The sequence below is a fragment of the Rhizobium anhuiense genome (genome assembly GCF_003985145.1).
In the GTDB taxonomy this organism is placed as follows: Bacteria; Pseudomonadota; Alphaproteobacteria; order Rhizobiales; family Rhizobiaceae; genus Rhizobium; species Rhizobium anhuiense.
Map to the genome: position 1 here is coordinate 62,602 of NZ_ML133539.1, position 26,128 is coordinate 88,729.

21 protein-coding genes and 3 pseudogenes are annotated in these 26,128 nt (G+C 60.2%); 13 read left to right on the forward strand and 11 right to left on the reverse strand.

Annotated features, from left to right (window positions below; translation table 11 throughout):
• Window position 1 precedes the first annotated feature (1 nt).
• From EEQ99_RS30540 to EEQ99_RS30555, 4 genes are read left to right on the forward strand one after another with little or no spacing between them, the layout of a single operon-like run.
• Complete coding sequence (locus EEQ99_RS30540) at window positions 2-859, forward strand: hypothetical protein (protein ID WP_127431639.1); 858 nt, start codon at window positions 2-4, stop codon at window positions 857-859.
• A complete protein-coding gene (locus EEQ99_RS30545) occupies window positions 751-3,198 on the forward strand; it encodes a Mu transposase C-terminal domain-containing protein (RefSeq protein ID WP_127431640.1) in 2,448 nt (815 codons plus the stop codon). Before EEQ99_RS30540 ends, EEQ99_RS30545 begins: the two co-directional genes overlap by 109 nt.
• Before the next feature lie 10 nt (window positions 3,199-3,208).
• Window positions 3,209-4,354, forward strand: coding sequence for an ATP-binding protein (locus tag EEQ99_RS30550; RefSeq protein WP_127431641.1), 1,146 nt, complete (start codon window positions 3,209-3,211; stop codon window positions 4,352-4,354).
• Complete coding sequence (locus EEQ99_RS30555; RefSeq protein WP_127431642.1) at window positions 4,351-5,937, forward strand: TniQ family protein; 1,587 nt, start codon at window positions 4,351-4,353, stop codon at window positions 5,935-5,937. Before EEQ99_RS30550 ends, EEQ99_RS30555 begins: the two co-directional genes overlap by 4 nt.
• A 505-nt stretch (window positions 5,938-6,442) precedes the next feature.
• On the opposite strand, the gene EEQ99_RS30560 is transcribed toward EEQ99_RS30555, so the two are convergent.
• The gene (locus EEQ99_RS30560) at window positions 6,443-7,609 is read right to left on the reverse strand and encodes an acyltransferase family protein (protein ID WP_127431643.1); all 1,167 of its coding nucleotides are present in this window, start codon (window positions 7,607-7,609) and stop codon (window positions 6,443-6,445) included.
• A 562-nt stretch (window positions 7,610-8,171) separates the two neighbouring features.
• Here EEQ99_RS30560 and EEQ99_RS30570 point away from each other — a divergent pair.
• The 4 genes and pseudogenes from EEQ99_RS30570 to EEQ99_RS30585 all read left to right on the forward strand — a co-directional run.
• A pseudogene (locus EEQ99_RS30570) lies at window positions 8,172-9,304 on the forward strand (esterase-like activity of phytase family protein).
• 119 nt (window positions 9,305-9,423) lie between these two features.
• On the forward strand, window positions 9,424-10,641 hold the full coding sequence (locus tag EEQ99_RS30575; protein ID WP_047615262.1) for an AI-2E family transporter: 1,218 nt from the start codon (window positions 9,424-9,426) through the stop codon (window positions 10,639-10,641).
• A gap of 78 nt (window positions 10,642-10,719) precedes the next feature.
• Window positions 10,720-11,403 (forward strand): annotated as a pseudogene (locus tag EEQ99_RS30580) (IS5 family transposase); the annotation flags it as partial.
• Window positions 11,404-11,621: pseudogene (locus EEQ99_RS30585) on the forward strand (ATP-binding protein); the annotation flags it as partial.
• A 189-nt stretch (window positions 11,622-11,810) separates the two neighbouring features.
• Here EEQ99_RS30585 and EEQ99_RS30590 read toward each other — a convergent pair.
• Both EEQ99_RS30590 and EEQ99_RS30600 read right to left on the reverse strand, forming a co-directional pair.
• A complete protein-coding gene (locus EEQ99_RS30590; RefSeq protein WP_097623420.1) occupies window positions 11,811-14,060 on the reverse strand; it encodes a M10 family metallopeptidase C-terminal domain-containing protein in 2,250 nt (749 codons plus the stop codon).
• Window positions 14,061-14,762: 702 nt separating this feature from the next.
• Window positions 14,763-15,221, reverse strand: coding sequence for a GNAT family N-acetyltransferase (locus EEQ99_RS30600; RefSeq protein WP_097544324.1), 459 nt, complete (start codon window positions 15,219-15,221; stop codon window positions 14,763-14,765).
• 128 nt (window positions 15,222-15,349) lie between these two features.
• On the opposite strand from EEQ99_RS30600, the gene EEQ99_RS30605 reads away from it, so the two are divergent.
• Window positions 15,350-15,760 (forward strand): hypothetical protein, encoded by a 411-nt coding sequence (locus tag EEQ99_RS30605; RefSeq protein WP_047615269.1) that lies wholly within the window; start codon window positions 15,350-15,352, stop codon window positions 15,758-15,760.
• Window positions 15,761-15,858: 98 nt separating this feature from the next.
• Here the strand turns inward: EEQ99_RS30605 and EEQ99_RS30610 are convergent, their stop codons facing one another.
• The 3 genes from EEQ99_RS30610 to EEQ99_RS30620 form a co-directional block, all read right to left on the reverse strand.
• Window positions 15,859-17,001 carry a DUF2336 domain-containing protein gene (locus EEQ99_RS30610; protein ID WP_127431644.1) on the reverse strand — a complete coding sequence of 381 codons (1,143 nt, stop codon included), beginning with the start codon at window positions 16,999-17,001 and terminating at the stop codon, window positions 15,859-15,861.
• A 99-nt stretch (window positions 17,002-17,100) separates the two neighbouring features.
• Window positions 17,101-17,718, reverse strand: a complete 618-nt coding sequence (locus EEQ99_RS30615; RefSeq protein WP_063473942.1) for a flavin reductase family protein — start codon at window positions 17,716-17,718, stop codon at window positions 17,101-17,103.
• A complete protein-coding gene (locus EEQ99_RS30620) occupies window positions 17,718-18,302 on the reverse strand; it encodes a nitroreductase family protein (RefSeq protein WP_063473941.1) in 585 nt (194 codons plus the stop codon). The genes EEQ99_RS30615 and EEQ99_RS30620 overlap by 1 nt, the downstream gene beginning before the upstream one ends.
• 113 nt (window positions 18,303-18,415) lie before the next feature.
• Here EEQ99_RS30620 and EEQ99_RS30625 point away from each other — a divergent pair, with 113 nt between their 5' ends.
• Entirely contained in the window at window positions 18,416-19,513 is a 1,098-nt protein-coding gene (locus EEQ99_RS30625) for a hypothetical protein (RefSeq protein WP_063473940.1), read from the forward strand.
• Between the two features lie 142 nt (window positions 19,514-19,655).
• On the opposite strand, the gene thrS is transcribed toward EEQ99_RS30625, so the two are convergent.
• The 5 genes from thrS to EEQ99_RS30650 all read right to left on the reverse strand — a co-directional run bounded on the left by thrS (window position 19,656) and on the right by EEQ99_RS30650 (window position 23,589).
• Window positions 19,656-21,662, reverse strand: coding sequence for a threonine--tRNA ligase (gene thrS, locus EEQ99_RS30630; RefSeq protein ID WP_127431645.1), 2,007 nt, complete (start codon window positions 21,660-21,662; stop codon window positions 19,656-19,658).
• 121 nt (window positions 21,663-21,783) lie between these two features.
• A complete protein-coding gene (locus EEQ99_RS30635; RefSeq protein WP_047615277.1) occupies window positions 21,784-22,311 on the reverse strand; it encodes a DUF1697 domain-containing protein in 528 nt (175 codons plus the stop codon).
• A complete protein-coding gene (locus EEQ99_RS30640) occupies window positions 22,308-22,727 on the reverse strand; it encodes a DUF2267 domain-containing protein (protein WP_097631249.1) in 420 nt (139 codons plus the stop codon). Before EEQ99_RS30640 ends, EEQ99_RS30635 begins: the two co-directional genes overlap by 4 nt.
• 5 nt (window positions 22,728-22,732) lie before the next feature.
• The gene (gene yidD, locus EEQ99_RS30645) at window positions 22,733-23,137 is read right to left on the reverse strand and encodes a membrane protein insertion efficiency factor YidD (protein WP_097631240.1); all 405 of its coding nucleotides are present in this window, start codon (window positions 23,135-23,137) and stop codon (window positions 22,733-22,735) included.
• Between the two features lie 5 nt (window positions 23,138-23,142).
• A complete protein-coding gene (locus EEQ99_RS30650) occupies window positions 23,143-23,589 on the reverse strand; it encodes an iron-sulfur cluster assembly scaffold protein (protein WP_097631241.1) in 447 nt (148 codons plus the stop codon).
• A gap of 309 nt (window positions 23,590-23,898) precedes the next feature.
• Between EEQ99_RS30650 and folE the strand changes: the two genes are divergently transcribed.
• The 3 genes from folE (at window position 23,899) to EEQ99_RS30665 (ending at window position 26,071) form a co-directional block, all read left to right on the forward strand.
• A complete protein-coding gene (folE, locus tag EEQ99_RS30655; RefSeq protein WP_127431646.1) occupies window positions 23,899-24,513 on the forward strand; it encodes a GTP cyclohydrolase I FolE in 615 nt (204 codons plus the stop codon).
• 25 nt (window positions 24,514-24,538) lie between these two features.
• The gene (hisI, locus tag EEQ99_RS30660) at window positions 24,539-24,991 is read left to right on the forward strand and encodes a phosphoribosyl-AMP cyclohydrolase (RefSeq protein WP_063473934.1); all 453 of its coding nucleotides are present in this window, start codon (window positions 24,539-24,541) and stop codon (window positions 24,989-24,991) included.
• 117 nt (window positions 24,992-25,108) lie between these two features.
• Window positions 25,109-26,071, forward strand: coding sequence for a patatin-like phospholipase family protein (locus EEQ99_RS30665; RefSeq protein ID WP_047615287.1), 963 nt, complete (start codon window positions 25,109-25,111; stop codon window positions 26,069-26,071).
• The last annotated feature ends 57 nt before the right edge of the window (window positions 26,072-26,128 follow it).

A 26,128-nucleotide genomic window follows, 5' to 3' on the forward strand; every position in this document is an offset into this window, starting at 1 on the left:
AATGACCCGCGTCAGACAACTTATCCGCTTCATGAAAGAGCTGGAGTCCGGCCACGACCGGACCCAGATCCCGCTTCCTTCCGAGACTGTCTTCCTCAAGCCGGATAATCCGCTCATCTCCGGACGGATCCGGCCCTTCCCGATCGACGTTCACGATGAGGACGAGAACTTTGCCGACCTCGTCAGTCTCCCATGGCTATGGATGCCGACCGAGGAGCCGACACCCAGCCGATGGTACCCGGCCAGAACGAAGGGCCATTCCCGCGGCACCATTACCAACCCGAAGACACGATCGGCAATTACCTACGCCAGTACATACGAGATGAACCTCGCCTATATGCTCTGTGCCTCCAAGCATGTCGCGAAGGTCGAGGATCAGCCCGAAGCCATCATCGTCCCCCGCGACGACGGTGACAAGCAACACACCGTCGACTACCGGGTGACGATGACGGGCAACGGCTACCGGATCGTCGTCGGTGTGCGACCATCCTGGCAGCTCGACAAGGACGACCTCCGTCACACGATCGAGCGGATCAACTCCGGCTCGCTCGCGGGCTTCGCCGACGAGGCGATCATCCTGACCGAACGCGAGATCACGAACGACCGCGGGTGGAACGCAAAGAGCATCCTACGTGCGCTCAAGGGATCGGTCGCCAACGACAGTGCCCGCCTGGCGAACCACGCGTCGAAGTTCCACGGAACCGTGTCGCTCAGGACGCTGACCAGCATCTTCGACGACTCCGCGGCCGCTTGGAACGCGGTCTGGTGCCTGATCCACGACGAAATCCTTCTGCCCGCCCGTCCCGACATCAAGCTCGTGGATGCCCCCTTCGTCGCCTTCAACCACAACGCAGCATGAAAGGAAATAGCATGGAAACCAACCTTCCCGCCCTCCTCTCGCTCCAGCACGGCGCCGTGCTGCCGGTGTTTAACCGCCTTCCCGTCAAGGCCCGCGTTCGCGATCGCGGCATCGACTATTGTGTCCTGTACTGCGACCGCAACGGCGCCGCGCTCCAGCGCATGGACGAGACCCAGGCGACGGTGACCTTCAGCCAGGCCGAACTCACGGAGGCACTCAACCGTCCGGGCAATCCGATGACGGTCGAGAAGGACTTCTACGCCGAAACGAAGGCGCGCGCCCGGCTGAAAGGCGCAGACAAACTCAGCGGTCTGAACCCGAGCGATCAGGAAACGGTCCTCAAAAGAGAATACTTCGTTCGGTCCTTCTACGAGATGCGGGCTGACTACAGGGAGAAGTGCAGGCTTGCGCGCATCGATGGGATGCCCCTTCCGCCTCGCGTTAGCAAGTCTCGCGACTCCCTTCTGCGGGTGATCCCGCTCATTTCTCTGAAGTGGCGTGCCCAACAATTGGCGAGCTCGCCGAAGGCGACTTACCGGACAAAGGAGAAGACCGTCACCCTCGTCGAACCGACCCCGTCCACATTGAAGACCTGGATGCAGAAGATGGAGGAGAACGACTTCGATCCCGTCTTCCTCCGAAACCAGTACCGTGACGAACGCCAGGAGTACTTCACGGGTGACGAGCTCATTCACCTCAACGCTGCGATCGCCGCCGCCTGCTCGCGTACCGATCCCGATCTCGCAAGGATCCATGCCGATATGGTCACCGTCATGGAAGCCGAAAACAAAATCAGGGGTGCCGACGACCAGCTCCGGATTCCGTGCGAAAGCACTCTGCGCAATCGTTACGCGGAACTTCCTGAGATGAAGCGGGACCTTGCTCACGATGGCAAGGATGCTGCCAAACGAAAGTGGCAGCCGGAACATGGCGGCATCGATGTCATCCGCGCGGGTGAGCGCATGGAGGTCGACGACCACGAGACCGACCTGCACACGATTCTTGCAAAGATGGGCGTCTGGAAGACCATGTCCAAGGCTGACCGCGCCAAGGTGAAGCGAATCCGTCTTTGGATCTCTGCCGGGATCGACGTTGCCAGCCGAAGCCTGGCCGCCCTCTACGTCAGTTCACGTCCGCCCTCGATGAAGTCGGCGATGGCGGTCCTGGAGATGGCGACACGGGAAAAGACCGACATCGCGAGACGTCTCGGATGCTCTACGGCGTGGGTTCAAGGTGGCACCATGGAAACCATCGCGGTGGACAGCGCAGCGTACTTTGCCCACCGTCCATTTCGCATCGCAGTCAACGACATGGGTAGCGACCTCTTCCTTCCCCCCGCGGGGGAAGCGCCCTGGCGCGGTTTCATCGAGCGCTGGTTCGGAACCTTCGGCCATCAGATGTTCAACTACTTCAACGGACGCACCTGGAGTTCGTCCGGCGAAAAGGGCGACTACGACTCCGAAGCCGAGGCTGACATGATCGCGGATCAGGTTGCCGAGTGCATGCTCCGCTGGGCTGTCGACGGATATCACAACGCACCCCACAGCGAGCTCAACGGTGCGACGCCTTTGAACCGCTGGCTCGAACTCAGCCGGGATTACGGTGTGATGCCAGGTCCGACCGGAGCTATCCGCACCCACCTCTTCGGCACCTACATCAAGCGCACCATCTCGAAAAAGGGTCTCAGGGCTGCCGGACTGTACTTCCAGAGCAAGCAGCTTCAGAAGATCCGCCGCAAGGTAGGAAAGACGCCGGTCGTCGCCCGCATCAACAACCACAACCTTGGTTCGGCATCGGTCTGGGCAGAGGACGGCTGGATCGAGGTCCCTTGTGTCCACAAGGAACTGGAAGGCGTCAGCATCTGGCAGTGGCTCGCTGCGACCGAAAAGCTGCGCCTGTTCAATACGGAAAACGCCAAGGTCTCTCGCGGCACACTCCAGGCAACCTTCCTCTGGCTCAAAAACCAGGCGGAAATGGCTCGCCTCGAGTCCGGTCTGCTCAGCCCCGTCCTTGCCGAGGAGGACTACCAACGCTTCGAGCAGAGCATGGATCGGACCTTTGACGTCGTCGAAAAGCCGTTTGAGGGCGAATTCGTCCCTGATGGCGAATGGCATCCGTCCAATGAGCTCTTCGCCGCCCTCGCGATCCAGCCGGTGATCTACGCCAAGGCCAAGAAGTCCGCGAAGGCCGTCCGAGAGGAGGCCAATACCGGATCGCGCCCGGAAATCGGCACCATGCCGAAAGTGCAGGCCGAAGCGTCCGCAGCCGAGCCGCCGGAACGCGTCGATAACGAGACGACCGTCGCTCGCCGCATCACCTCCAACATCTTCGACAACTAGGGAGTACACCATGGACCAGTTCGAAAAAGACTTCGATAGAAAGCGTAGTCAGGCAGCCATCGACCATGTTCGCGGCCTGATCGGCGACAACCGAGCCGCCATCGCAGACCGGATCGCGGAACTCTACGACGAGTACCTCACCCTAGATCGTGACGTGCCCCTGCGAGCCGCTCTCATGGCCTCGGTCGCAAGCGTTCTCACCCCTATCACCGGAAGACCAGACAAGCGTAGGATCGTCGCCGTCACCGGACGCTCCGGTGCCGGAAAGACCACGGCGCTGATGAAGCATATCCGTAGCATTCCGGCGATGCAGTCCTACAAAGACGACGACGGGGTGATGATCCATCCCGTCATCATCGTCGATGCCCCGTCGCCTTGCACTCCTCGTCTTCTAGCTATTGCCTGCCTAGAAGCGCTCGGTCACGCCCCTCCGGGGGGCATCAAGGAGAACCAGGCCTGGCTGCTGTTCCGGCGCCTGTTGAAGGTCCACAAGGTCATGTGGGTCTTCATCGACGAGGCTCAGAACGCCATCGAGACTGCCTCTGTCCGCGAAGCGACCGTCATCGGCGACGCGTTCAAGTCGCTGACGCAGATGCCGGATTGGCCCGTGAGATTGATCCTCGCCGGCGTGTCGCCGCTGGCAAGCTTTCTCGCCCGCAAGCAGCTCTACAATCGGCGCACTGTTGTTCCCTTCGACACCCTTGACGCGGACGGTACAACCGATCTTGTCAAAAGTGTTCTGGAGACGATCGTGCAGGAGCATGCTCGCATGGAAATCCGGATCAAGCTTGGGGACGACGCTCGTGAGGATTCTGACGAGGAAGAGGGCAAGAAGCGACGCAAGGACAAGGGAATGTTCCTCAGGCGACTGATGCACGCCTGTGATGCCGAATTCGGCTCCGTCGTCCAGATGATCAGGGCCGCCGTCGAGTTGGCAATCTACGCGGACCGCGACCATGTCACGATCGACGATTTCGTGAAGACCTACGCCTCCTTCTCCGGCTGCAGGCCAAGCAAGAACGTCTTCACCGCTGACAACTGGGAGGAACTCGACCCCGTAACCGCCCTGCTACGCGACGACGATCGCGCTTGGGAGGCCGAACGGCTGAAATCCAAGGGAAAGACCGCAACCAGGTATGGAGTTCGCCCCCAATGAGCAGGCTTGCCGAATTGCTTCCCTTCCACGCTGGCGACGAAACCGTCGCCAGCTATTTTTCGCGCCTTGCGGCGGCATGTGGCTACGAGAGCGCCCGCGCTTTCGCCTTCCACCTCCAACTGCAGTTCCACGGGCTCGTTGCGGGACGGGAGAAGGATCTGGAGACCTTCGCCGCAGTCCTGGATATGCCGAGGTCATTACTCTCTCCGGGCGTCATCGTCGGAGACAAGTCCATCTATCAGCTTTCCGGGCAACAGCTCAGCCGACATGAAATGCAACGGCTCCGGTTTCGCTTTTGTCCCTTCTGCGTGAACGAGGACGAACATCTCTGCGGAGGCCGACGAGGTTTTCGGGCATACGGACGCCTACACTGGCATGTGTCCGCGATCCGCACCTGCAGGCGGCACGGCGTTCACCTCGTATCCAGTGCCGCGCTCGCGAGATCGCCATTCCAGCACGACTTTGCGGCCAACCTCGCGGCGGAATCCCCCAAGATTCCCGAGTACATGGCTTCGGCCGAAGCCGCAAAACCGGACAATCTTCAGACGTATGTCGAGAAGAGGTTGAAAGGTGTCAAGTCCGGTGCCGATTGGCTCGACTCCCTGCCGCTGTTCGTGGCTATCCGCCTTTGCGAAATCGTGGGCGCATCTCTGTTGCATGGAAACCTGTTCCGCTCATCGGGGTTCGGCGACCGGGAATGGTCCGCGAGCAGCGGTGCAGGATACGATCTTCTTGAAGGAGGAGAACCTGCATTCCGGCAATATCTGGAGGCTCAGGTGGATGAATTTCATCGCGGCGCTAGTTCTCGCGGTAAGCGATCCATCTTCGGCCGACTTCATTATACCCTTGCCCACAAGACGACGACCGAGGCCGCTTTCGACCCCATCCGAGATATCGTTCGAGATGTTGCGATAGACAACCTGGCGCTCGCTCCCGGCGATGAGTTCTTCGGGCCAATCAGTACCCGGAGATATCACACCATCCACTCGGCCTCAAAAACGCACGGCATTCCGTTCGAGCGCCTTAACAAGCTCCTGCTAGATGCAGGATTGCTCCCCAGTGACTCGAGCAGTGGGGGCAGAAAACTCATTGAAGCTCAAGCCGTCGATCGCATCGTGAGGGTAATGGCGACAACACTCAATCAGAAAGAGGTCATTGCGAAGCTTGGGGTCACCCGCAAACAGTGCCGACTGCTAATCAATGGTGGACTTTTGAAATCATCCGGCGAAGTAAGACCGCGAGCTGGCAGCAGATTCATTCCTCGATACCTGTTCGAGAACGTTACCGCGCTGCTCGAAAGCCTAAGATCTGCAGTCAATTGCACCGAGATGAGTGGGCTCCACGATTTACGGACTTCGATCAAGCGTTGTCGATGCACGTTCGCCGAGGCAGTTGATTTGATCCGTTCTGGAAAACTCTCAAACGTTGCCTGGGACGAAAGTCATATCGGACTGGCAGCGCTCCGAGTCGACCCGAACGAAATGCGGGCTCTGATAGTGCGCGAACATCGCGGCTGTGTGGGGAGTTTACGAATTGACGCAGATGACGCGGTTGTCGAAGAACGGAGCGTATTCGCTCATTGAGGATGGGCGGATCAAGGCCTTCAATCGCCGAAACTAACCAGAACGGCGGCCTCACTAGGCAACCGACCCGGAAGAACTCGAGACTTTCATACGCGAATACTGTTCGTTGAATCTGCTCGCCGGAAGCACCGAGTTCGTTCATCGACCATGAGGAGACTTGACGACGCTGGCTTGCCGCCATCGTTCACAGCCGGGGAAATGCCCTTCTATCGACGCGACGTGCTGTCCACAGAGAACCTCCTCTAGGAATTCGAGCCGGGCATTTTTGCCCGGCTTTTCTTTTGGCCGAATTCGTTGGCCATTTTTAGGTTCTTGGCTGGCCAGAAATCGATGCGTTTTCGGGACCAGCATGCCAAATTTCAATAGGTTGCAGGTGCGTTGGCCAGTACTTCGATAGATTTCTCACTAGAGCAGGGCGATACCTGCCAGCTAGTTTGCTTCAATAATCGCGCTCATGGGACCGAGCCGTGTCCAAAAAGCAATGACCGGCTTGAGAGCAATTAAACTAGTTCAAGAGAAACTTGCGGCCCAAGTACGCGCGAAGGGGCGCATCGAAGCAACCGTGTAAAAAATGTGCCGCCCCGACAGCGACCAGGAGCGTCCCGCTCACCGTGACCGGCAATGGAATGAAGCCATCGGTGAGGTTTTGGAAATGATCGCCGAACTGAATAACAGGCAGATGGACGACATACAGGGGATAAGACAACTGCCCGAGATAGACAGCGAACGGCCGCTCCGCGCCCTGCGGTACTGCTGAAGCTAGCGTGACCACGATCGGAATTATGACCGCGATGCAAGTGAAATCGTAGACGTCACTCGGGACGGCAAAGGGGAAAAATAGCACGGCGATCAGGACGAAAAGCGGGATCTGAGGTGGAACAGCCCCGACGCGACGATGGATATTCCAGCGGAAGATCAAGACGCCGGCAAGAAACGAAAAGCCGACCCTGACAAAGCCTTCGAAGAATGCTCGCCAGTTCGCAAAACCAACCGGCCCGATAGCACCCTCGAACATGACAACTTGGAAAAGCGCTGCGGCCAACAACGCGAAGACCGCTATCTCATGCCAAAAATGTATCCGACGGTGAGCGACTGAGCCGTAAACCACGCTAGCGACCATTTCAAAGCAGATGGACCAGAGTGGGTTGTTGATCGCGAAGGCCTCCTGCCCTACCAAGAGCCCCAGGGGCAATAGGAATAATGCGCCCACAGCAAGAATCGAGACCTCGGCGAGAGCAATATTGGGCGTCAAAGCAAATTGCGACGCGAGGACGCCCAAGGCGACGCCAACCACCATCATGGGATAAAGCCGTACCACGCGCTTCAGCAAGAATGCCCTGCTCCCCAGAGCACCCGCCTTTAGCTTTCGGTCGTATCCATTTGCGAGAACGAAGCCACTCAGGCAAAAGAAGAAATCCACGGCCAAGGAGGGGTGGGAGTTGAGCCGAAAGCTGAAAAGCTGGCTGGCATGCAAGAGAACCACTGATAGCGCAGCCAGTCCTCGAAGCTCATCCAGAAAGATAAAGCGGTCTTTCGCTTGACCTGCACCGTGACCTAGATCCTGCGTATCGCTCGGACCGGGACGCGCAGCCGCAGGGAATACGGAACGGGCTAATGCGTCGGCAGTGGTTAGGAGCCTTTCTTCCCCTGGTCTTTGATCAAAGCGCCGCATCTTTCTCAATCTTCCTTGAACGCCCGTGCGACCTGATCCATGAACGGCTTTGTCAGATAGGCCAGCAGTCCGCTCCCTGGCCTGATGAAAGCTTCGACCGGCATGCCGGGTACAGGCGTGACCTCGCCAAGCCTCTGCCATCTACCGTCGGAAATCTCGGCTTGGACGTCAGAGTTGCTGAGACCCGAGCGTTGATCTGCCGCCTCGCTGGTCTCTCACGTTAGATCACAAATACCATCTGCGAAGTTGCAATTCAGCGGCGATGACCTCAAAAAGAAGACTACAAATTGAATTTGCAATTGCAAGGTAATTTCTGTTTTTCCCGCATTAGGAGAAACAATGTGATAAAAATGCACTCTAGATCGAAAGCGCTGAATGCGCTTGGGTGCGGGTGAAAACGGTTCGGCGCACCGCATTTTAGCATCGACGATTTCACGGAACTGACGAAGAACCGTAACAACTCCGTCAAACAACCGGCGGATGAAGCGGTTGGCGCGCCTTCCCTTGGGGGAGCGGCTGCGCCGTTTCGAACCGTTTTCAGACCCCTTGCCGGATATTTGTCATGACCAAGCGTTTTCTCGCGGCTGCCGCTTTCGTTTTCCTGTCCAGCACCGTCGCCGTCAGCGCCACCGAGATCGGCGCCACCGTCGAGACTGCCTGCCCCTTCGGCGATTGCGCCGCCGGCATTTCGCTCTCCTATCTCGGCGAATTTGTCATCCCCGGCCATATGGAAAACGGCGTCGAATTCGGCGGCATATCAGGTCTCGATTTCGATGCCGCCAACGGCCACTACATCGCCATCAGCGACGACCGCTCGGAAAGAGGCCCTGCCCGCTTCTATGAACTCGACGTCGATGTCGACGCATCGGTCTCAAGAGCGTTTCGGTCGTCAAGCAAGTCACGTTGAAGGACAAAAACGGTGAGGCCTTCGCCTCAAGGAGCGTCGATCCGGAATCGATCCGCCTCGGCGAGGACGGCATCTATTGGGGCAGCGAAGGCGACGGCAAGGCGTTGCTTGCACCCTTCGTCCGCGTCGCTTCGCCGGACGGTTCCTTCGTCCGCGAATTCAAGTTGCCGGAGGGCTTTGCGCCGACCGCCGACAAGTCGACCGGCATCCGCGACAACCTCGCCTTCGAGGATCTCGCAGTCGGGCCCTCGGGCGATGTTTTCGTCGGCGTCGAAGCTGCCCTCTACCAGGACGGCCCGAACCCCTCACTGACGTCGGGCAGCCTGTCGCGCATCATCCGTTACGACGGCGCCACCGGTGAGCCGAAGGCTCAGTACGTCTACCCCGTCTCGCCGATCCCGCAGGCCGCCACCAAGGCCGAAGGCGGCAATGACAACGGCATGTCCGAGATGCTTGCCCTCGACGATCATCGGCTGTTCGCCGTCGAGCGCAGCTATGCCCAGGGCTTCGGCAACACCATCAAGATCATGATGATGGATCTGGCCGATGCCACCGACGTATCAGCCATCCCGTCACTCGCCAAAACCGACCAGCGCGTCGTCCCTGCCCGCAAGAGCCAGGTCCTTGATCTGAGGGCCATCGGCCTTGTTCCCGACAATATCGAGGCCATGTCGCTCGGCAAGGCCAAGGACGGCGCCGACGTCCTCATTCTCGGCTCCGACAATAATTTCTCGTCCAGCCAAAAGACGCAATTCTACGCCTTCAAGGTCTTGCGCCGTCCGCAGTAGTAAGACATTCGATTCTGCGGGTCGAATAGCGACGCTTTGTATACGCTTTCACGTTGCGGACCTTGAAACCGTCGGGATCATGGCCCATAACCAGAGTACAAGAATAAGAAGAGGCGCGCGTGGGTGTATTCGACCGTCAGAAAAACAATCATGAACCGCGATGGCTCGGATCGTCGGCGCAAACACGCACGCCGCTGATTCCCTCCATCTCGGCGGCGCGCTGGCTGCTGGTTCTGATCGTCGCCGCCGGCGTTTATTTCTTCTACGGCTTCCTCGTGCCGGTGCTCGCAGCCCTCGTCATCGGCTTTGCCAGCTGGCCACTCTACCGCAAGCTTCTTGCCCGCGTCGGCGGCAACACGACGATCGCCGCCACCATCGCCATCATCATGATCATCACCTTCCTGGTCATCCCGATCGGGCTTGCGGTCACGTATACGACGGGCGAAGTGCGCACCTGGGTCACCTGGGCGATCCACGCCAACCGCGCCGGCGCCCCGACACCGGACTGGATCGTCGCGCTGCCTTTGGCCGGCGCCTATCTCGATGAAGCCTGGACCAAATATATCGGCAGTCCCGGCGCCCTGGGTGAGGTCATCCAGGCGGTCAGCGGCGCCAATATCGGCAATATCTATCGTGCCGTGCTTGCGGCCGGCGGCGGCGCCTTCCATCTGCTGCTGACGCTGCTCTTCATGCTGATTGCGCTGTTCTTCGTCTATCGCGACGGTTTCTCCTTCTCCAAGCAGATCGACATGCTCGGCGAGCGCATCCTGCCGAACCGCTGGGAACGCATTTCTCGGGTCGTGCCGGCGACGATCAGCTCCACCGTCATGGGCATGACGCTGATCGCGATCGGCGAAGGCATCGTGCTCGGGCTCGCCTATTGGATCGCCGGCGTGCCGTCGCCGGTCACCCTCGGCGTGCTGACGGGCGTGATGGCGCTGATACCGGGCGGCGCGCCGCTCTCCTTCACGCTGGTCTCCGTCTATCTGCTGGCCAGCGGCTCGCATGTCGCCGGCATCGGTCTTTTCGTCTGGGGTACGGTCGAACTTTTCATCGTCGACAAGACGCTGCGGCCGAAGCTCGTCGGCGGTCCGATCAAGCTGCCCTTCCTGCCGACCTTCTTCGGCCTCGTCGGCGGCGTCAAGACAATGGGTTTCCTCGGCCTCTTCATCGGCCCGGTGCTGATGGCGCTGATCGTCGCCATCTGGCGCGAATGGATCCACGAGGCCCGCAATGCCGACAAGAGCGAGACGGGACCGCAGCTCCTCATCGACGAACAGGCCCCGCCGGCAATCCCGGGCTCGTCGAAACCGATCCCGCGCGTTGCCGAAGGCTGAACCTGCCGTAGGTCCAATCGACATTCAGGATTCACGTCAGGCTTCATGTGTGATGCATAGGTCTCCGGATTGATTGATTTGGAGACTTCAGATGGCCAAGCGACGGCATCTCAATGGCGTCGTATCTGCGATGTTTTGCCGGGCAAGCCCAGAGATCCTAGCCGAATCGGGCCGATAACCTTTTGTTTGTGAGCGCGGTTTTGTGAGTGTTGCGGTCTGGAGCCCATTGGCATGACCTGCCTGAGCGCTACGGCAAGTACAAGACAGTCCACAAGCGCTTCACCCGGTGGGCCAAGGCGGGCGTCTGGGAGACGGCGTTCGATCATCTCGTCCAGGATCCCGACAACGACTATGTCGCCCTCGATTCTTCGCTGGTGCGCGCCGCCACCGGAAAGGATGGCAGCCAAAAAGGGGACCAGGCTTTGGGACGCTCCCGAGGAGGACTGACCACCAAGTCCACATGGCCACCGATGGCAGAGGGCTGCCCCTCAGGATCATCCTCACTCCCGGCCAGCGCGCCGATGTCACCCAGGCCTCAGCCTTGCTCGAAGGACTCCAAGCTGGCCGCGTTCTCGCCGATAAAGCCTATGATTCTAATGCATTGCGCCAAGTCATCAGCAATCTGGATGCCGAAGCTGTCATCCCATGCAATCCGACGCGTAAGCATTCCATCCCATACGACTTCGACGCGTCGCAACCCGATACGACAAGCTGCTCGTCAACTTCATGAGGTTCGTCAAGCTCGCCGCAATCGCAATATGGCCCGGTGCGGAATTATTGTTCGAACTGATCTCGCAACACCGCGCACGGCTGCCACGTTGATCACCAGCAACCTTCCGTTCGACGAATGGACCGAGACCTTGGGATCTGAGCGCCTGATCGACGCTCTGCTGGACCGCATCACCCACCAAGTCAACATCCGCGAGATGAACGGCGACAGCTATCGCCTCGCGCAAAGCCGCGCCCGAAAGGACGGCTGACACGCGTCGAAAAATCGCAGCGCGCGGATGGGAACCCCGCTCGGGCTACGCCCTCCCGGTGGACTCATCCGCGCGCCGAGTAACCGACTTTTGCGCGTCGCGTGGCTGGTTATTACTCTGCCATTGACATATTTTCAGATCGCTAGCGCGATTGTTGTGGCGATCGAACGACCGCCACAACGGATATCGTTACAGGAGAAAATCGCCTGCCCCCAGCTGGACGTGGCCATGCAGCTGAACCTGGAAGTCCTGAACACCGTCGCCGTTCAGGTCGCCCTGGACAACGGTAGCATCAGCTTTGTCTTCATAGTGCCAAGTGAGCGCGCCGGCCTTGTGGTCGAATGAGGCACCCTCCTGCGCCAGGAAATGGAAGGCTCCATTGCCCTGTGCAGAGCCATTCGCATCGATCGCAAGGAGATCGATCTTATCGACGCCGTGCTGGAAGTCGGTGATGACGTCGCGGGTCGAGCCGGACCCGGCTTCCGCCGCTGTTTTGAAGACAAACGTATCCGAGCTGATACCGCCGGTCATGATGTCCTTTCCGGCACCACCGATGAGGACGTCCGTGCCGGCGCCGCCGCTGAGCTTGTCCGCGCCGGCCCCGCCATCGAGAACGTTGCTGCCGCTATTGCCGGTCAGCACGTCGTTGTAGCTGGAGCCAGTCAAGTTTTCGATGCTGACGAACTTGTCACCGGTGGCATACCCACCCGATGCGGCCCCAGTCGCCAAGTTGACGTTGACCCCGCCAGAACCCGCATAGCCGGCCGTGTCGTTGTCGGCACCACCATTGAGGACGTCCCCGCCGGCGCCGCCGCTGAGCTTGTCCGCGCCAGCCCCGCCATTGAGAATGTTGCTGCCGCCATTGCCGCCAGTCAGCACGTCGTTGTAGCTGGAGCCAGTCAAGTTTTCGATGCTGGCGATCTTGTCACCGGTGGCTTGCCCGCCCGATGCGGCCTTAGTCGCCAGGTTGACGTTGACCGCGCCGGAGCCTGCATAGCTGGCCGTGTCGGTGCCACTACCACCGTCGAGCACGTCCGCGCCGGCGCCGCCCTTCAACACGTCACTACCGCCGAGACCCTTGAAGGTTTCGTTGCCGCCGTTGGACTGACCGGTGTGTGGCAGGATGTCGTTGCCGTTGGTGCCGACGAATTCCTTTGTCGTCGGCGTAGTTGGCGTGGTTGGCGTGGTCGGGTTCGTCGGTGTAGTTGGCGTCGTCGGATTCGTCGGCGTGGTTGGCGTTCCCGGTGCCGCGCTGGAGCCCGATTCGTAGGCACCCATATCGACAGTTCCAACGACGCGAGCGTGGCCGTCCAGATCGACCGAGCCGACGCCGTACTTGTTGGTTCCGCCGTCGATCGCCGACGAGCCGGAGCCGAGGTGGAAGTCGCCGCTCGCTGCCCCCAGGAATTTCGGGTCGACGCCGAGCTTATTGCCGTTCGCCGTGCTCGGCATCGCGTTGCCGCCGTCAGTCCTGACCGAGGACTGGCCGGCCGTCCCATTGTAGGTGATGTTGTTGGCCCAGACGGTGTTGGCGTTGGTGTAGCCGCCGTACGACGTGTTATCGACCGCAGTGTTGTTCTTGTTCACCGATGGGTCCGCTACGGCGATGTTGTTGACCCAGGTGTTGTTGCTCGACTGCGCGTTGCTGAGTTCGCCGCGCCAGGTGCCGTCGTTCAGCGGGTCCTGATTGTTGTGGTATGCGGTGTTGTTTTGCACCGTGACGGAGTCGCTCCAGGCAACCTGGATGCCTTTGCCGCCGTTCTCGTAGACCAGGTTGTTGTCGACCAGGGTCTTAAACGTGTAGTTCGGATGACCGCTCGCCTGCGTGCTCTGGAAATCGTCGATGATGATGCCGTTGCCATCGGTGTGTGCACCCGACTTCGTGACGTTGTCGTGCGAGATGTTGTTCTGCACGATATTCCGGTAGCCGGTCGTCGAGGTATCGCCGGTGATGTTCCGGTTCTCGTAGATCGAGATGCCCGAGTACCAGCCCGACGACGCGTTATTGTAGGTCTCGTTCCCTACGATCTTGACGAAGTCAGAATAGTTGAACTGAATGCCCGACTCCCCGCTGTCGTGGACCTTGTTGTTGAGAATTGAGACGTGATGGACGTTGTTCGCTTCGATGCCGTCGCCGTTGCCGCCCTTGATGTCGAAGCCGTCGATTGTCACGTAGTTGGCGTTGACGCTGATCCCGGTGTACGAGCCCGAGGGCGGACGGATCAGTGCTGCGCCAGGCACTTCCGAGCGCAGCGTGATGTCGCCAGCCGCCGAGCCGTCCTTGTCGATGTTGATGCTCTCGTTGTAGGTCCCCGGCTTCACCACGACCTCGTCGCCGGGTTTAAGGTTTGCAGCCATTGCCTCGCTGATCGTGCGAAAAGGAGACGAGGCACTGCCGTTACCGCCGCTGCCGGTCGTCGCTACGTAGTATGTCGTCATGTTCTTGTTCCTCAACCTTAGCGTTGTCTTTGCCGGTTACTATTTTTAGTTAATCAGGCGTTACGGCGGGAGGTTATAGGGCGACGTTTTGGAGGGCGCAACAGCAACGCGACAGTAAGTGCTTGAGAAGTATAGCCATATTGCTGCCACATTATCTAAATCGATCCGAAGTTACGGTTTGAAATATTTGGTGAATTTCGAGTCGCCCAAAATGTGGCAAAATATATGTCTCGCGTACCGCGAATTATTCTTTCTGCAACTATAGCGAAATGCGTCCATTGAAAACATTAGAAAAAGCTAGTGGGCGTGACTGGATTCCTGCCGTCGAAGGCGGAATCGAAATTTTTTTCTGAATTTAGCTATTTTGGGCAGCTTTTCCCCAAAGATTGGTACTAATCGAGATGAAAATGGGGGCTGCCGTGGCAGATTCGACCAAACCGATTGCGCAAGTGAGCGACCAGATTCGGCCGCGAATTTGCTCCCGCACACATCGCTCATACCCCCTCCAAAAATGCTCGATTGTCCGTGCGGGAACCGCGCTTGCCTTTGGTTCGACCCGGCACAAAGCCGCTGATACGCTCCCATCGATCATCTCGAAGTGCGTCGCAATCCATCACCGACCTGCAAAAGTCGGTGTGGAATCTGATTTGCTCCAGCCTGGGAATCCCTGACTGTTAAATCGTCACCCGCCCTAGCGGGCGATCATCCCAGCCGCTTTTCCATGAACAGGCTGAGCGGATCCGGCAGGTAAGCGCCGAAAGGCTCGATCTCCCGATATCCGTATTTGCGGTAGAGGCTGATCGCCTCGGGCTGGTAGATGCCGGTTTCGAGCCGGATCGCCTTCAGCTGCATTTCCCCGGCGATCGCTTCCAGCGCATTCATCAGTCCGCTGGCGATCCTCAGCCCCCTCGCCTCTGGATCGACGAACATGCGCTTGATCTCAGCCGTGCCGTCGCCGGCCTCGACCAGCGCGCAGCAGCCGACGATCACGTCGTCGCTGCGTGCGACGAGGAAGCTCACCGAAGGTTTCTCCAGCAACGAGAGGTCGACCAGATGGTTGCTCTCAGGGGGATAGAGCGATTGCGCATAGGCATCGGAAAGATCGAGAAGCCGGATGACACCTGCCTGACGCGGCGGCTCCAGGGCGATGGTGACGGACATGCTGACTCCCTGCTGGCACTGGGACACAATTTTTGCCGACATGACAAAGAGTTAATCCCGCTGCCTTCATTCGGTTGGAATTGCGCCGTCTAAGACGATGACATGCTCAATAGTCAAGGAAGCAGAATATGCAAGCGGTGCTGATCGCGATGACCATTCTCGGCTGCGATGATTCCATCAGCCAGTGCAATTATCTCGCGACGGTCGATAAACGCTGGGAAACTGTTGCCGCCTGCGATGCCGAAGCCGAGCGCCGGCTGAAGACCTATGTGAATGTCAATTATCCCTCGGTAATCGCGGTGTGCGAGGCCCCGAAGACCGTTGCCGCCGCCGAGCCGCCGAAACCGGCGCCCGCTCCGCCGGCTGTTGTTGAAGCGACAGAACAGCGTCCGCAGGGACTGCTTGGTTTTGCCGATAATATTGCCCAGCAGGTGCGCGACCATCTGCCTTCCGGCAAGAGCGTCAAGGACACGCTCACCAAGCCGGTGCATTTTGTCTCCACCAGCTATTCCTGGGTGGTGACACGGCTCGCCGATTAGAGCATGTCGCGCAAAACTGTGCAGCGGTTTTGCGCCAAAAGACGGGCGGAAACAAAGACCTGAAGTCCGGCAAGCGAATTTGAAGATCGCGACGCGCTTTAGGCCGCAGCGAGCGCCGCATAAACACGGGCGGATTGTCGCTGTTCGGTGACGTGGAGTTTTTCCACCATGTCCAGCAGCTCACCGATCGCGCCATGCGCGTCGTGATGGCGGAACTTTTCCAGAAGACGGCCGCAGACATTGCCGAGCACGCTGCCCGGCGCTTTTCTGGCGGCGTCGCGCCACAGCATCGTCGCCTCGACGAAGATGACACTAATATCTCTCGGCAGGCCGGCGGACTCGTAGAGCGCGCGCACCGCATGCATGCGCCCGGTTGCCAGGATCGAGCGCACCCGGCGCTCGCTGCAGCCTGTGAGATCGACGATCGCGCCGGCGAAGAAGTCGACCTTTCCGGCGCAGAGCGCATGCATCAGGAGGGATGGCGTCAGCCGGCCGTTGAGTCGCAGATGCTGGACGAGATCGGGTATTTCGCGCGGCGCGATATCGCCGGCGATCGAAACGATGGCAGCCTCGGTCGCCTCGAGGCTGATGCGCTGGAGCCGCTGCAGGCCGATAGCCGCCTGCGCCAGCGGTAGCCCGACCAGCGCATTGCTGACATGTTGGGTCAGCAGTTGGCGGGCATCGGCCGGAAGATCGCTGCGGTCGAGAAGCAGGTTGCGGATATCGCAGCAGTCGCCGAGCCGTTCGGCGATGCGTTTCAACGAAAGGCTGGAGATCACCGCGCCGTCATTCTCGAGCAGGCACAGCAGTTCTTCCTCGTCACCAACCTCGGCAAGCGCGGCGGAAACCGGGCGCGTCACATGCGCTCTGGCGGCGATCAGCATGCGGGTGGCGCCATTGCCGCGGGCGGCGAGATCGACGAGATCGGCATCGTTCAAAAGCGGCGAACAGGTCACTGCGTGGCAGGCGACTTCGGGCTGGTCCTCGGCAAGAGAAAGGATCAGGCTGCGCGGCGCATCGGGCGACCAGGCGATCGCCTCGGCCAGCGCCAGCCGCACGCGCGGCGACGGATCGTCGAGCAGAAAGGTCATCGCCATCTCAGCCGCCGCCCGCTCATCCGCAGACATCTCGGACTGCAGATAGGCTCGCCCGAGCGCGTTTGCGGCCCGGGCCCGGTCACCCGTCTTGGCCGTTTCGATCCAACGAAGGAAAGCTTCTACGATCACGCGACGCCCCAGCACTTGAACGCGATTCCTTCGCGCTCCATTCAATGCTGCGACGGTAGCGGCAAAAGGTTTAAGATTGGTTCACCATGTTTCTTAAGCCTTTACATGCCTTGATTAGCCACCAATCGGCGGCAATTGCGGCCGGACCATCTCGAAAACATCGCTGCCCTCGCTGTAATCCATATAGCCCATGCGGGCGACAGGGCGGGCGATCGACATGTCGAGGCGGCCGTCCCTGACGATCGCCTCGTCGATGCGGATGCCGACCACTTCGCCGAAGACGAGGACGTTTTCGGACGGTTCACCCGACAGCGTCTTCGGCTCGATGATCTCGGTAACCCTGCATTCGAGCACCGCGAAGGCCTCGCCGACATAGGGCGCATCGATCAGTTCGGCCTGCTTCGGCGTCAGACCGGCGAAGTCGAATTCACTGTTGCCGTAGGGCAGTGCCGCCGAGGAGAGGTTCATCTTCTCGGCAAGATCGCGGCTGACGAAGTTGCAGGTGAAGACGCCGGTCTCGGCGGCATTGCGCTGGCTGTGTTTACGCCCGGCGGAAGAAAACATTACCAGCTTCGGCCGGTCGGCAACGGCATTGAAGAAGGAATAGGGCGCGAGATTGATCGAACCGTCCCTGCCCTTGCTGCCGATCCAGCCGATCGGACGCGGCGACACGATCGCCTTGAACGGATCATGCGCGAGCCCGTGCCGGTTCCCGTCGGTGGCGTAGAACATCAGTCTTCTCCACCGACCCAGGTTACGGTATCGGCAAGCTCCGGCCGCGGCCGCTCGATGGCTGGAAATGTGGTCGAGCCGATATGGATGAAGCCCGCCACCTTTTCATCCGGACCGACGCCGAGCAGCGGATAAGCGCGCTGGTCATAGGCGAACCACTCCGTCAGCCAATTGGCGACATAACCACTGGCATTGGCGGCGAGGATGACGTTGAGGCAAAGCGCACCGGCCGACATCAACTGCTCCCATTCCGGGATCTTGATATGCGGCCCCGCCTTGCTGACGACGGCGACGACCACGGGCGCGCGGGTGAAACGGGTGCGCTCGACCTGGATCATCTCTTCGGAAAGGTCGGGCTTTGCCTTGAGCGCCAAGGTCAGAAGCTCCTCACCGAGACGGGCGCGCTGCTCTCCGCGATAGACGATGAAGCGCCAGGGCGCGATCTTGCCATGATCGGGAACCCGCGAGGCAAGCCGCAGGATCTCCTCGATTTCGGCCTTCTCAGGGCCTGGTTCACACATCTGGAAAGCGGGGATGGAGCGGCGCACGGCGAGGTAATCAATCAGCTTGATATCGGATTTCATGCGGGAGAAACTCTCATTTTAATGCTGCTGCGAAGGGTGGGTCTTGAATTTGCCATCGCGTTGGTCTTGAAGTGGCCTTTGCGATTTCAGAAGTCAATCGGTTCACGAAACAGATGTTTGGCATTTCGCCTTTTGCACGCATCGGCCTTGCCATTGCCCTGATGATACTGACGCCCTTGGGCGCCGGCGCTCAGGATGCCTTCAAGGAATTCAAACAGCTTGAATCGACGCCGAAGATGCCGAAGCTCGATGCTTTCATCGCGCCTGGCAATGCGCCTGAAGGGGTCAAACTGCGTGACGTCCCGATGGAGGCCAAGCTGACGGCGGACGGCACGCCGGTGGAGGAAGGCCTCTCCTGGTACGTCTTCAGCCCGATCGCCGGAGCCGACGGCAAACTGCCGCTGATCGCCAGCGCCAAGGGCGGACCCGCCGCCTTTCAGCTCGCCCCCGGCGATTATTTCGTCAACGTTTCCTTTGGCCGCGCCGGCGTCACCAAGAAGCTGACCGTGCCGGCTGAAGGCGATGTCGACAAGCAGGTGATGGTGCTCGATGCCGGCGGCCTGCTGCTCAATGCCGTCTCCGGCACCGATGCCCGCATCCGCCCCGACCAGTTGAGCTTCTCGATCTATTCCTCGGAAGTGCGCGACGATGGCGAGCGTGGCCTCGTCGTTGCCGATGTCTCGCCGAATACCATCGTCCGCCTCAATGCCGGCACTTATCACATCGTTTCCGAGTACGGCAACGTCAACGCCGTGATCCGCGCCGACATCCAGGTGGAGGCCGGCAAGCTGACCGAGGCGACGATCCAGCATCGCGCCGCGCAGGTCACCTTCAAGCTTGTCTCCGATGCCGGCGGTGAGGCAATCGCCGATACGGCCTGGTCGATCCTGACGGCCGCCGGCGACAGCGTCGGCGAAAGCGTCAGCGCCTTCCCGACCATGGTTCTCGCCGAAGGTGGCTATTCCGCCGTCGCCCGCAACAAGGACAAGATCTACCAGCGCGATTTCACCGTCGTCGCCGGCAGGAATACCGATGTCGAGGTTCTGATGAAGGACCAGCAGCCGCAGCCGCCGGCGAGCGCGGCTCGCACAGTGCAACAGGTGCCGGTTGGCACACCGCCACCGCCGGGCGTCCAGCCGGCTCCGGTCGCTCCGCTGCCCTCCTACGAGCAACTCGCGCCACAAGGCGGCGACGACACCAGCCTCGATTGATTTAACCTCGATCGGCTTGGCCCAGCCGAGACCTTTGGGCAAGGCCGCGCTTCGGCGGGCAGCGTCATCGACAGAGTGCGGCTTTATATCAGATTTCCGACAGCGCCGGGCCAGGGCCCGGCGCTGTCGTAACTCGCTATTTTCAGGCCGCCTTGGCTTTCCGTGCTTCGGCCTTGCGACGAATGTCGGGCGGCGTTGCCTCAAGAGTAAGGCTCTCGACGGCGGCATCGAGCCCCATCGAAACCTGGTCCTGGCTGCCGAGGCGGCGGATGTTGACCGTGCGCTCCTCGGCCTCCTTCCTGCCGCAGACGATGATGACAGGAACCTTGGTGACCGAATGCTCGCGGATCTTGTAGTTGATCTTCTCGTTGCGGAAATCGGTTTCGACGTTGAGACCGGCATCGCGCAACGCCTCGGCCACTTCAAGCCCATAGGCATCGGCTTCCGAAGTGATCGTTGCCACCACCACCTGCAGCGGCGATACCCAGAGCGGCAGATGGCCGGCGAAGTTCTCGATCAGGATGCCGAGGAAGCGTTCCATCGAGCCGCAGATGGCGCGATGGATCATCACCGGCTGCGTCTTTTCGGAATTGCTGTCGATGTAGAAGGCCCCGAAGCGTTCCGGCAGGTTGAAATCGACCTGTGTCGTGCCGCACTGCCATTCACGGCCAATCGCGTCCCTCAGCGTATATTCGAACTTCGGCCCGTAGAAAGCGCCCTCGCCCGGCAGGATGCCGGTCTTGATGCGACCTTCGGACTGAGCCTCGATCGTCTTCAGCACATCGGTCATGACGGCTTCCGCACGATCCCAGAGCGAGTCGGAGCCGACACGCTTTTCCGGACGGGTAGAAAGCTTGACGACGATTTCCTTGAAACCGAAGTCTTCATAGACCGACAGGATCAGGTCGTTGATCTTAAGGCATTCGGCAGCCATCTGCTCGTCGGTGCAGAAGATGTGCGCGTCGTCCTGCGTAAAGCCACGCACGCGCATCAGCCCATGCAGCGCGCCCGAAGGCTCGTAGCGGTGCACCAGGCCGAATTCGGCGAGACGGATCGGCAATTCGCGATAGGACTTCAAGCCATGCTTGAAGATCTGCACATGGCCGGGGCAGTTCATCGGCTTTAGCGCAAAGACGCGGTTATCCGCCTCCTTGTCTTCGGGATGCGTCATTGCATGCGCCGATTTCACGGCGAACATGTTTTCCTGATACCAGCCCCAGTGCCCCGAGGTTTCCCAGAGCGCTGTGTCGAGCACCTGTGGTGCGTTGACCTCTTCATAATCAACGGCGAGCCGGCGACGCATATAGGAGACCAGCGACTGGAAAATGCGCCAGCCCTTGCCGTGCCAGAATACGACACCCGGGCCTTCCTCCTGGAAATGGAACAGGTCCATTTCCCGGCCGAGCTTGCGGTGGTCGCGCTTTTCGGCTTCGGCAAGCATGTGGAGGTAGTTGTCGAGTTCCGACTGCTCGGCGAAAGCCGTGCCATAGATGCGGCTCAGCATCGGATTGTTGCTGTCGCCGCGCCAATAGGCGCCGGCCACCTTCAAGAGCTTGAAGGCGTTGCCGATCTGGCCGGTCGAGGCCATATGCGGGCCGCGGCAGAGGTCGAACCAGTCGCCCTGGTAATAGATCTTGAGATCCTGTCCTGCCGGGATCGCGTCGACGAGCTCGACCTTGTACTGCTCGCCCTTGTCGGCGAATACCTGTTTGGCCTTCTCGCGCGACCAGACCTGCTTGGTGAAGGCGGCGTTGCGGGCGATGATCTCCTTCATCTTCTTTTCGATCTTCGGCAGATCGTCGGGCGTGAAGGGCTCGTTCTTGGCGAAGTCGTAATAGAAGCCGTTTTCGATGACCGGGCCGATCGTCACCTGGGTGCCGGGCCAGAGCTCCTGCACCGCTTCGGCCATGACGTGCGCCGCGTCGTGGCGGATGAGCTCCAGCGCGCGGTCGTCGTTGCGGGTGATGATCTCGATCCTGCCCGTCGTGACGGAATCGGAAAGGTCGCGCACGGTGCCGTCGATTGCGACGGCGACCGCCTTCTTGGCGAGCGATTTGGAAATGGATTCAGCGACATCCCGGCCGGTTGCGCCAGCATCGAAGCTGCGCACGGAACCATCGGGAAATGTCAGGGAAATAGCTTGGGACATCGAAATTCTCCTTGTCCAGTCCCGCCAACGAATGCGGGTGGTTGCAACGGCAGCGCCTCCGTCCTCGGAAACGCTGCCGCCTGATACTCAGATTTCCTACGTGAGTAAAGAAGAAGCCGGCCTAGATGATCATTTCAGTCAGACCGCACACCGTGTTCCAGTTGCGCATCGTACCGACGCCGAGCCGCTTGGTCGTCAGCGCCGAAAGCAGCTTGGATTGGCTCGGCTTGCCGGCGAAATCGATCCAGAGATCGCCGCCGACGACGGCGATGCGTTGTCCCTCGGTCAGCAGCGGTTTCAGCGCCTCCACCTTCTTCGGGTCGACCGGCAGGCGCATTACCCGAACGATGACCTGGTCACCATTACCGTCCTTGAAAGGATTGGTGCTGCAAAGCGCCATCCAGGTGCAGTCGCTGCGCACGATGATATCAACATGTTTGCCGAACTTTTCTTCAAAACCCTCTTCGAGGGCGACTTCGAGTTCGTGCGGCCGCATATCGTCGGCCTCGAAGACGAGATTGCCAGTGGAAACCAGCGTGCGCGGCTCGCGATAGCCGAGCTCTTCGGCAAGTGCGCGCAAATCCTGCATGATAACGCGGCGATCTGGCGTCAGGACAATGCTGTGCAGGAGGGCGATGAAGGTGCTCATGGCCGCCAGAACTCCTCTGCGCCGTCGGGCAATGTCTTCAGCACTCTGTCGAATGCGGCGACTTCGACATGTTTTCGCACAGCCATTGCCACGTCTCGGATGGCAGTGTCGGGGGCAAAATTATGGTCACCGCGCAGTGACTGCGCCTCGCGCGTCATCGCGGCACGATCATCAAAGGACCGTTTGGCGTCATGCGGGTTCCAGTCGGAGACGAAGATTGCGCGCAGCACCGGCGGCAGCACATCGGCGAACCGCAGTGCGTCTGCGACATCGAGGCGGCAGCGGAATGTCTGAAAGACCCCTTGGGTCATCGTGTAGACCACATTGCGGCTGTCGATCAGCGCATCGGCTCTCACATCATCGAGATAGCTGTCGAAATCCTCCGATGCACGCCTGTATTCACCGGGCATCGTCATGGCGCTCACCCTCTCTTGCGTCCGAGAGCGAGATAACGCCAGGGGGTCCACCAGCGGAAGCGGTCGCCGAGCCTCTCCGGCACCTGGTCTAGGCCGCTGGTGCCGCCCGGGCCGCAGCGGCCGACGCGAAACAGCGTCATCCAGCCGCCAGCCCACAGGCCATGGCGGGCGATCGACTCATAGCCATATTCGGAGCAGGTCGGGATGTGGCGACAGGAATTGCCGACAAAGCCGGAAAGCGTCAGCTGATAGAGGCGGATAAGCCCCATGCCGAGCAAGCGGTCGGGGGTCTTGCGGAACGGGCCGGTATAGTTGCGGGAGGAGCCTGCGGCCTTTTCACGCGACTTGCCTGATCCGGCGGCACCGCCGTCGTCCTCATCATCAGCCTGCCGGACGCAGAACTCGCACATGTCAGCTACGCCTCGACAACTTCCGCCCGTTTCGCCTCGATCTGCCCGATCGCATCGACAACGGCATCGAAGGTCAGCATCGTCGAAGCATGGCGAGCCTTGTAGTCACGCACCGGCAGAAGATAACGCATGTCTTCGAACCGTCCCTGCGGCCCCGCTCCATCGGCCTTCAGCATGGCAAGCATGTCCAGGCGTGCCTGGCGCAGTTCGCCCGATGTCGCGCCGACCACGTGGCGGGCCATGATCGAGGACGAGGCCTGGCCGAGTGCGCAGGCCTTTACGTCATGGGCAAAACCGCTCACGGTATCGCCATCCATCTTCAGCCAGATCCGCACCTTCGAGCCGCAGAGCTTGGAATGGGCCTGGGCGGTCGCATCGGCATCCGCCAACGTGCCGGTCAACGGAATATTGCCTGCGAATTCGAGAATCTTGCTGTTGTAGATGTCATCCATGCTGGATTTCCGCTCCAAAATCGCTGCGGATCGGCCTCTTTGCGGGTGTTATTGTTATTGAAACAAAAAACACACCGTGTCGTCCGAGGATACTTACATATAATGGCCGTCTTCCTATATGTATGTCGTTCGAAGGCCATGAAAATGCAATGGCCTCTTGTAAGTTTGATTGGGAAACCGTGCCGGACGGGCGTTGAATCCGCCCCGAAAGCCCCGGAGCCTGCCAAAGGTGCATGAATTCCCGCATGGGATTGACCAGTGGCGATTCCGACAGATGGGCCCGCGGTGCGGGCCAGGAGACCATTGTTCATGGACGCCATCGTAAAGAACTTTCCGCAGACGAACCGGGACTCCGATCGCCCTTCCCAACAGGAGGCCGAGGAAGCCGTTCGCGTTCTGCTGCGCTGGGCCGGTGACGACCCGACGCGCGAAGGCCTGCTCGATACGCCGGCCCGCGTCGTCAAGTCGTATCGCGAGCTTTTTTCCGGTTACGACATGGCGGCGGAAGACGTGCTCGGCCGCACCTTCGAGGAGGTCGCCGGTTACGATGACATGGTCCTCGTCAAGGACATTCCCTTCTTCTCGCACTGCGAACACCACATGGTGCCGATCATCGGCAAGGCCCATGTCGCCTATATGCCGGACGGGCGTGTGCTCGGTCTGTCGAAGATTGCCCGTGTCGTCGAGATCTATGGTCGCCGCCTGCAGACGCAGGAAACGATGACCGCGCAGATCGCCAGGGCCATCGACGATACGCTGAATCCGCGCGGTGTTGCCGTGATGATCGAGGCCGAACATATGTGCATGGCGATGCGCGGCGTTCAGAAGCAGGGCTCGACCACGTTGACGACCACGTTTACGGGAACGTTCAAGACCGAGCCGGCCGATCAGGCCCGTTTCATGACCATGGTGCGGAGCCGCTGATACCGGCTCCCTCAGGAGGGCCGCGATGAGTCAACTGATCTTCAATCAACCATCCGGGGACAAGTCGGCGTTGGAAGACGCCGGCGATTTCACGCCGCGTTTCGACGACCGCGGCCTGATCACCGCGATCGTCACCGACGCCAGGGACGGCGAACTGCTGATGGTGGCGCATATGAATGCTCAGGCGCTGGCGCTGACCATCCAGAGCGGTACGGCCCATTATTTCAGCCGTTCGCGCGGCAAGATCTGGAAGAAGGGCGAGACCTCCGGCAATCTCCAGACGGTGAAGGAAATCCGCACCGATTGCGATCAGGACGCCATCTGGTTGAAGGTCGAGGTCGCCGGCCACGACGCCACCTGTCACACCGGCCGCCGCTCCTGCTTCTACCGCACGATCACGCTTCGAGACGGAAAGCCGATGCTGGATATCGTCGACGACGAGATTCATTTCGATCCACACGATGTCTACGGAAAATAGCCCGAATTTCTCCGGCATTTGCTCCTTATTGCGCCAGAAACCGCTTCTATATACCATTTGGAAACTGATCGGGCACACTATCGGAAACCAAGTGTTCTGCTGGGAGGGGAGAGCGCCATGCTGAGCTGGAGTCTGCATCGTCAAAGCTCTGAAGGCGAAGGTCCTGGTTCCGGAATGTCCACGACGCTGGAGACGATCCCGCCTCCCGCGCCTGTCAAGAAAATCAAGATCGCCTTGGCGCTCGGCGGCGGCGCGGCCCGCGGCTGGGCTCATATCGGCGTGCTGCGCGCGCTCGACGAGGCAAAGGTCGAAATCGGTATGATTGCCGGCACCTCGATCGGCGCGCTGGTCGGCGGCTGCTATCTCGCCGGCAAACTCGATGAACTCGAAAGTTTCGCGCGCTCGCTGACCATGCGCCGGATTGCAAGTCTCCTCGATCTCACCATCGGCGGCAGCGGCCTTTTCGGCGGCATGCGGCTGACCAAGCGCATGCAGGAACATCTCGAAGGCCTGAATGTCGAGGATCTCGATCGGCCCTTCGTCGCGGTCGCGGCCGAGGTCAATACCGGCCATGAGGTCTGGATTGCCAATGGGTCGCTGATTACAGCGCTGCGCGCCTCCTATGCCCTGCCCGGCATCTTCGAGCCGGTGCGCAGCAATCACCGCACGCTGGTCGACGGGGCGCTGGTCAATCCCGTCCCCGTCTCCGTCTGCCGTGCCTACGAGCAGCCGCTCGTCGTCGCCGTCAATCTCAACTACGACCTGTACGGCCGCTCGGCCGTCGTCCGGCACAATGCCAGCCTCTCGCCGCAGGAAGTGCAGAAGCAGGAAGAGGCGCCCTATGCGCGCCTCGGCATGACCGGCGTCATGGTGCAGGCCTTCAACATCATCCAGGATAGGATCGCCCGCGCCCGTCTTGCCGGCGACCCGCCGGATATTTCGCTGCAGCCGCGCCTCAGCTATATCGGCCTTTCCGAATTCCACCGGGCGGGCGAAGCGATCGAACGCGGCTACGAGGAAGCCAGAGCCCGGCTCCCCGAGATCAAGCGCATGCAGGAAGTCTACGCTAGCCAGCCCTGATGCATGCCGTCCGAAAGCGTGTGGCGTTTGGAACGGCGACATCAATCAGGCACGGCC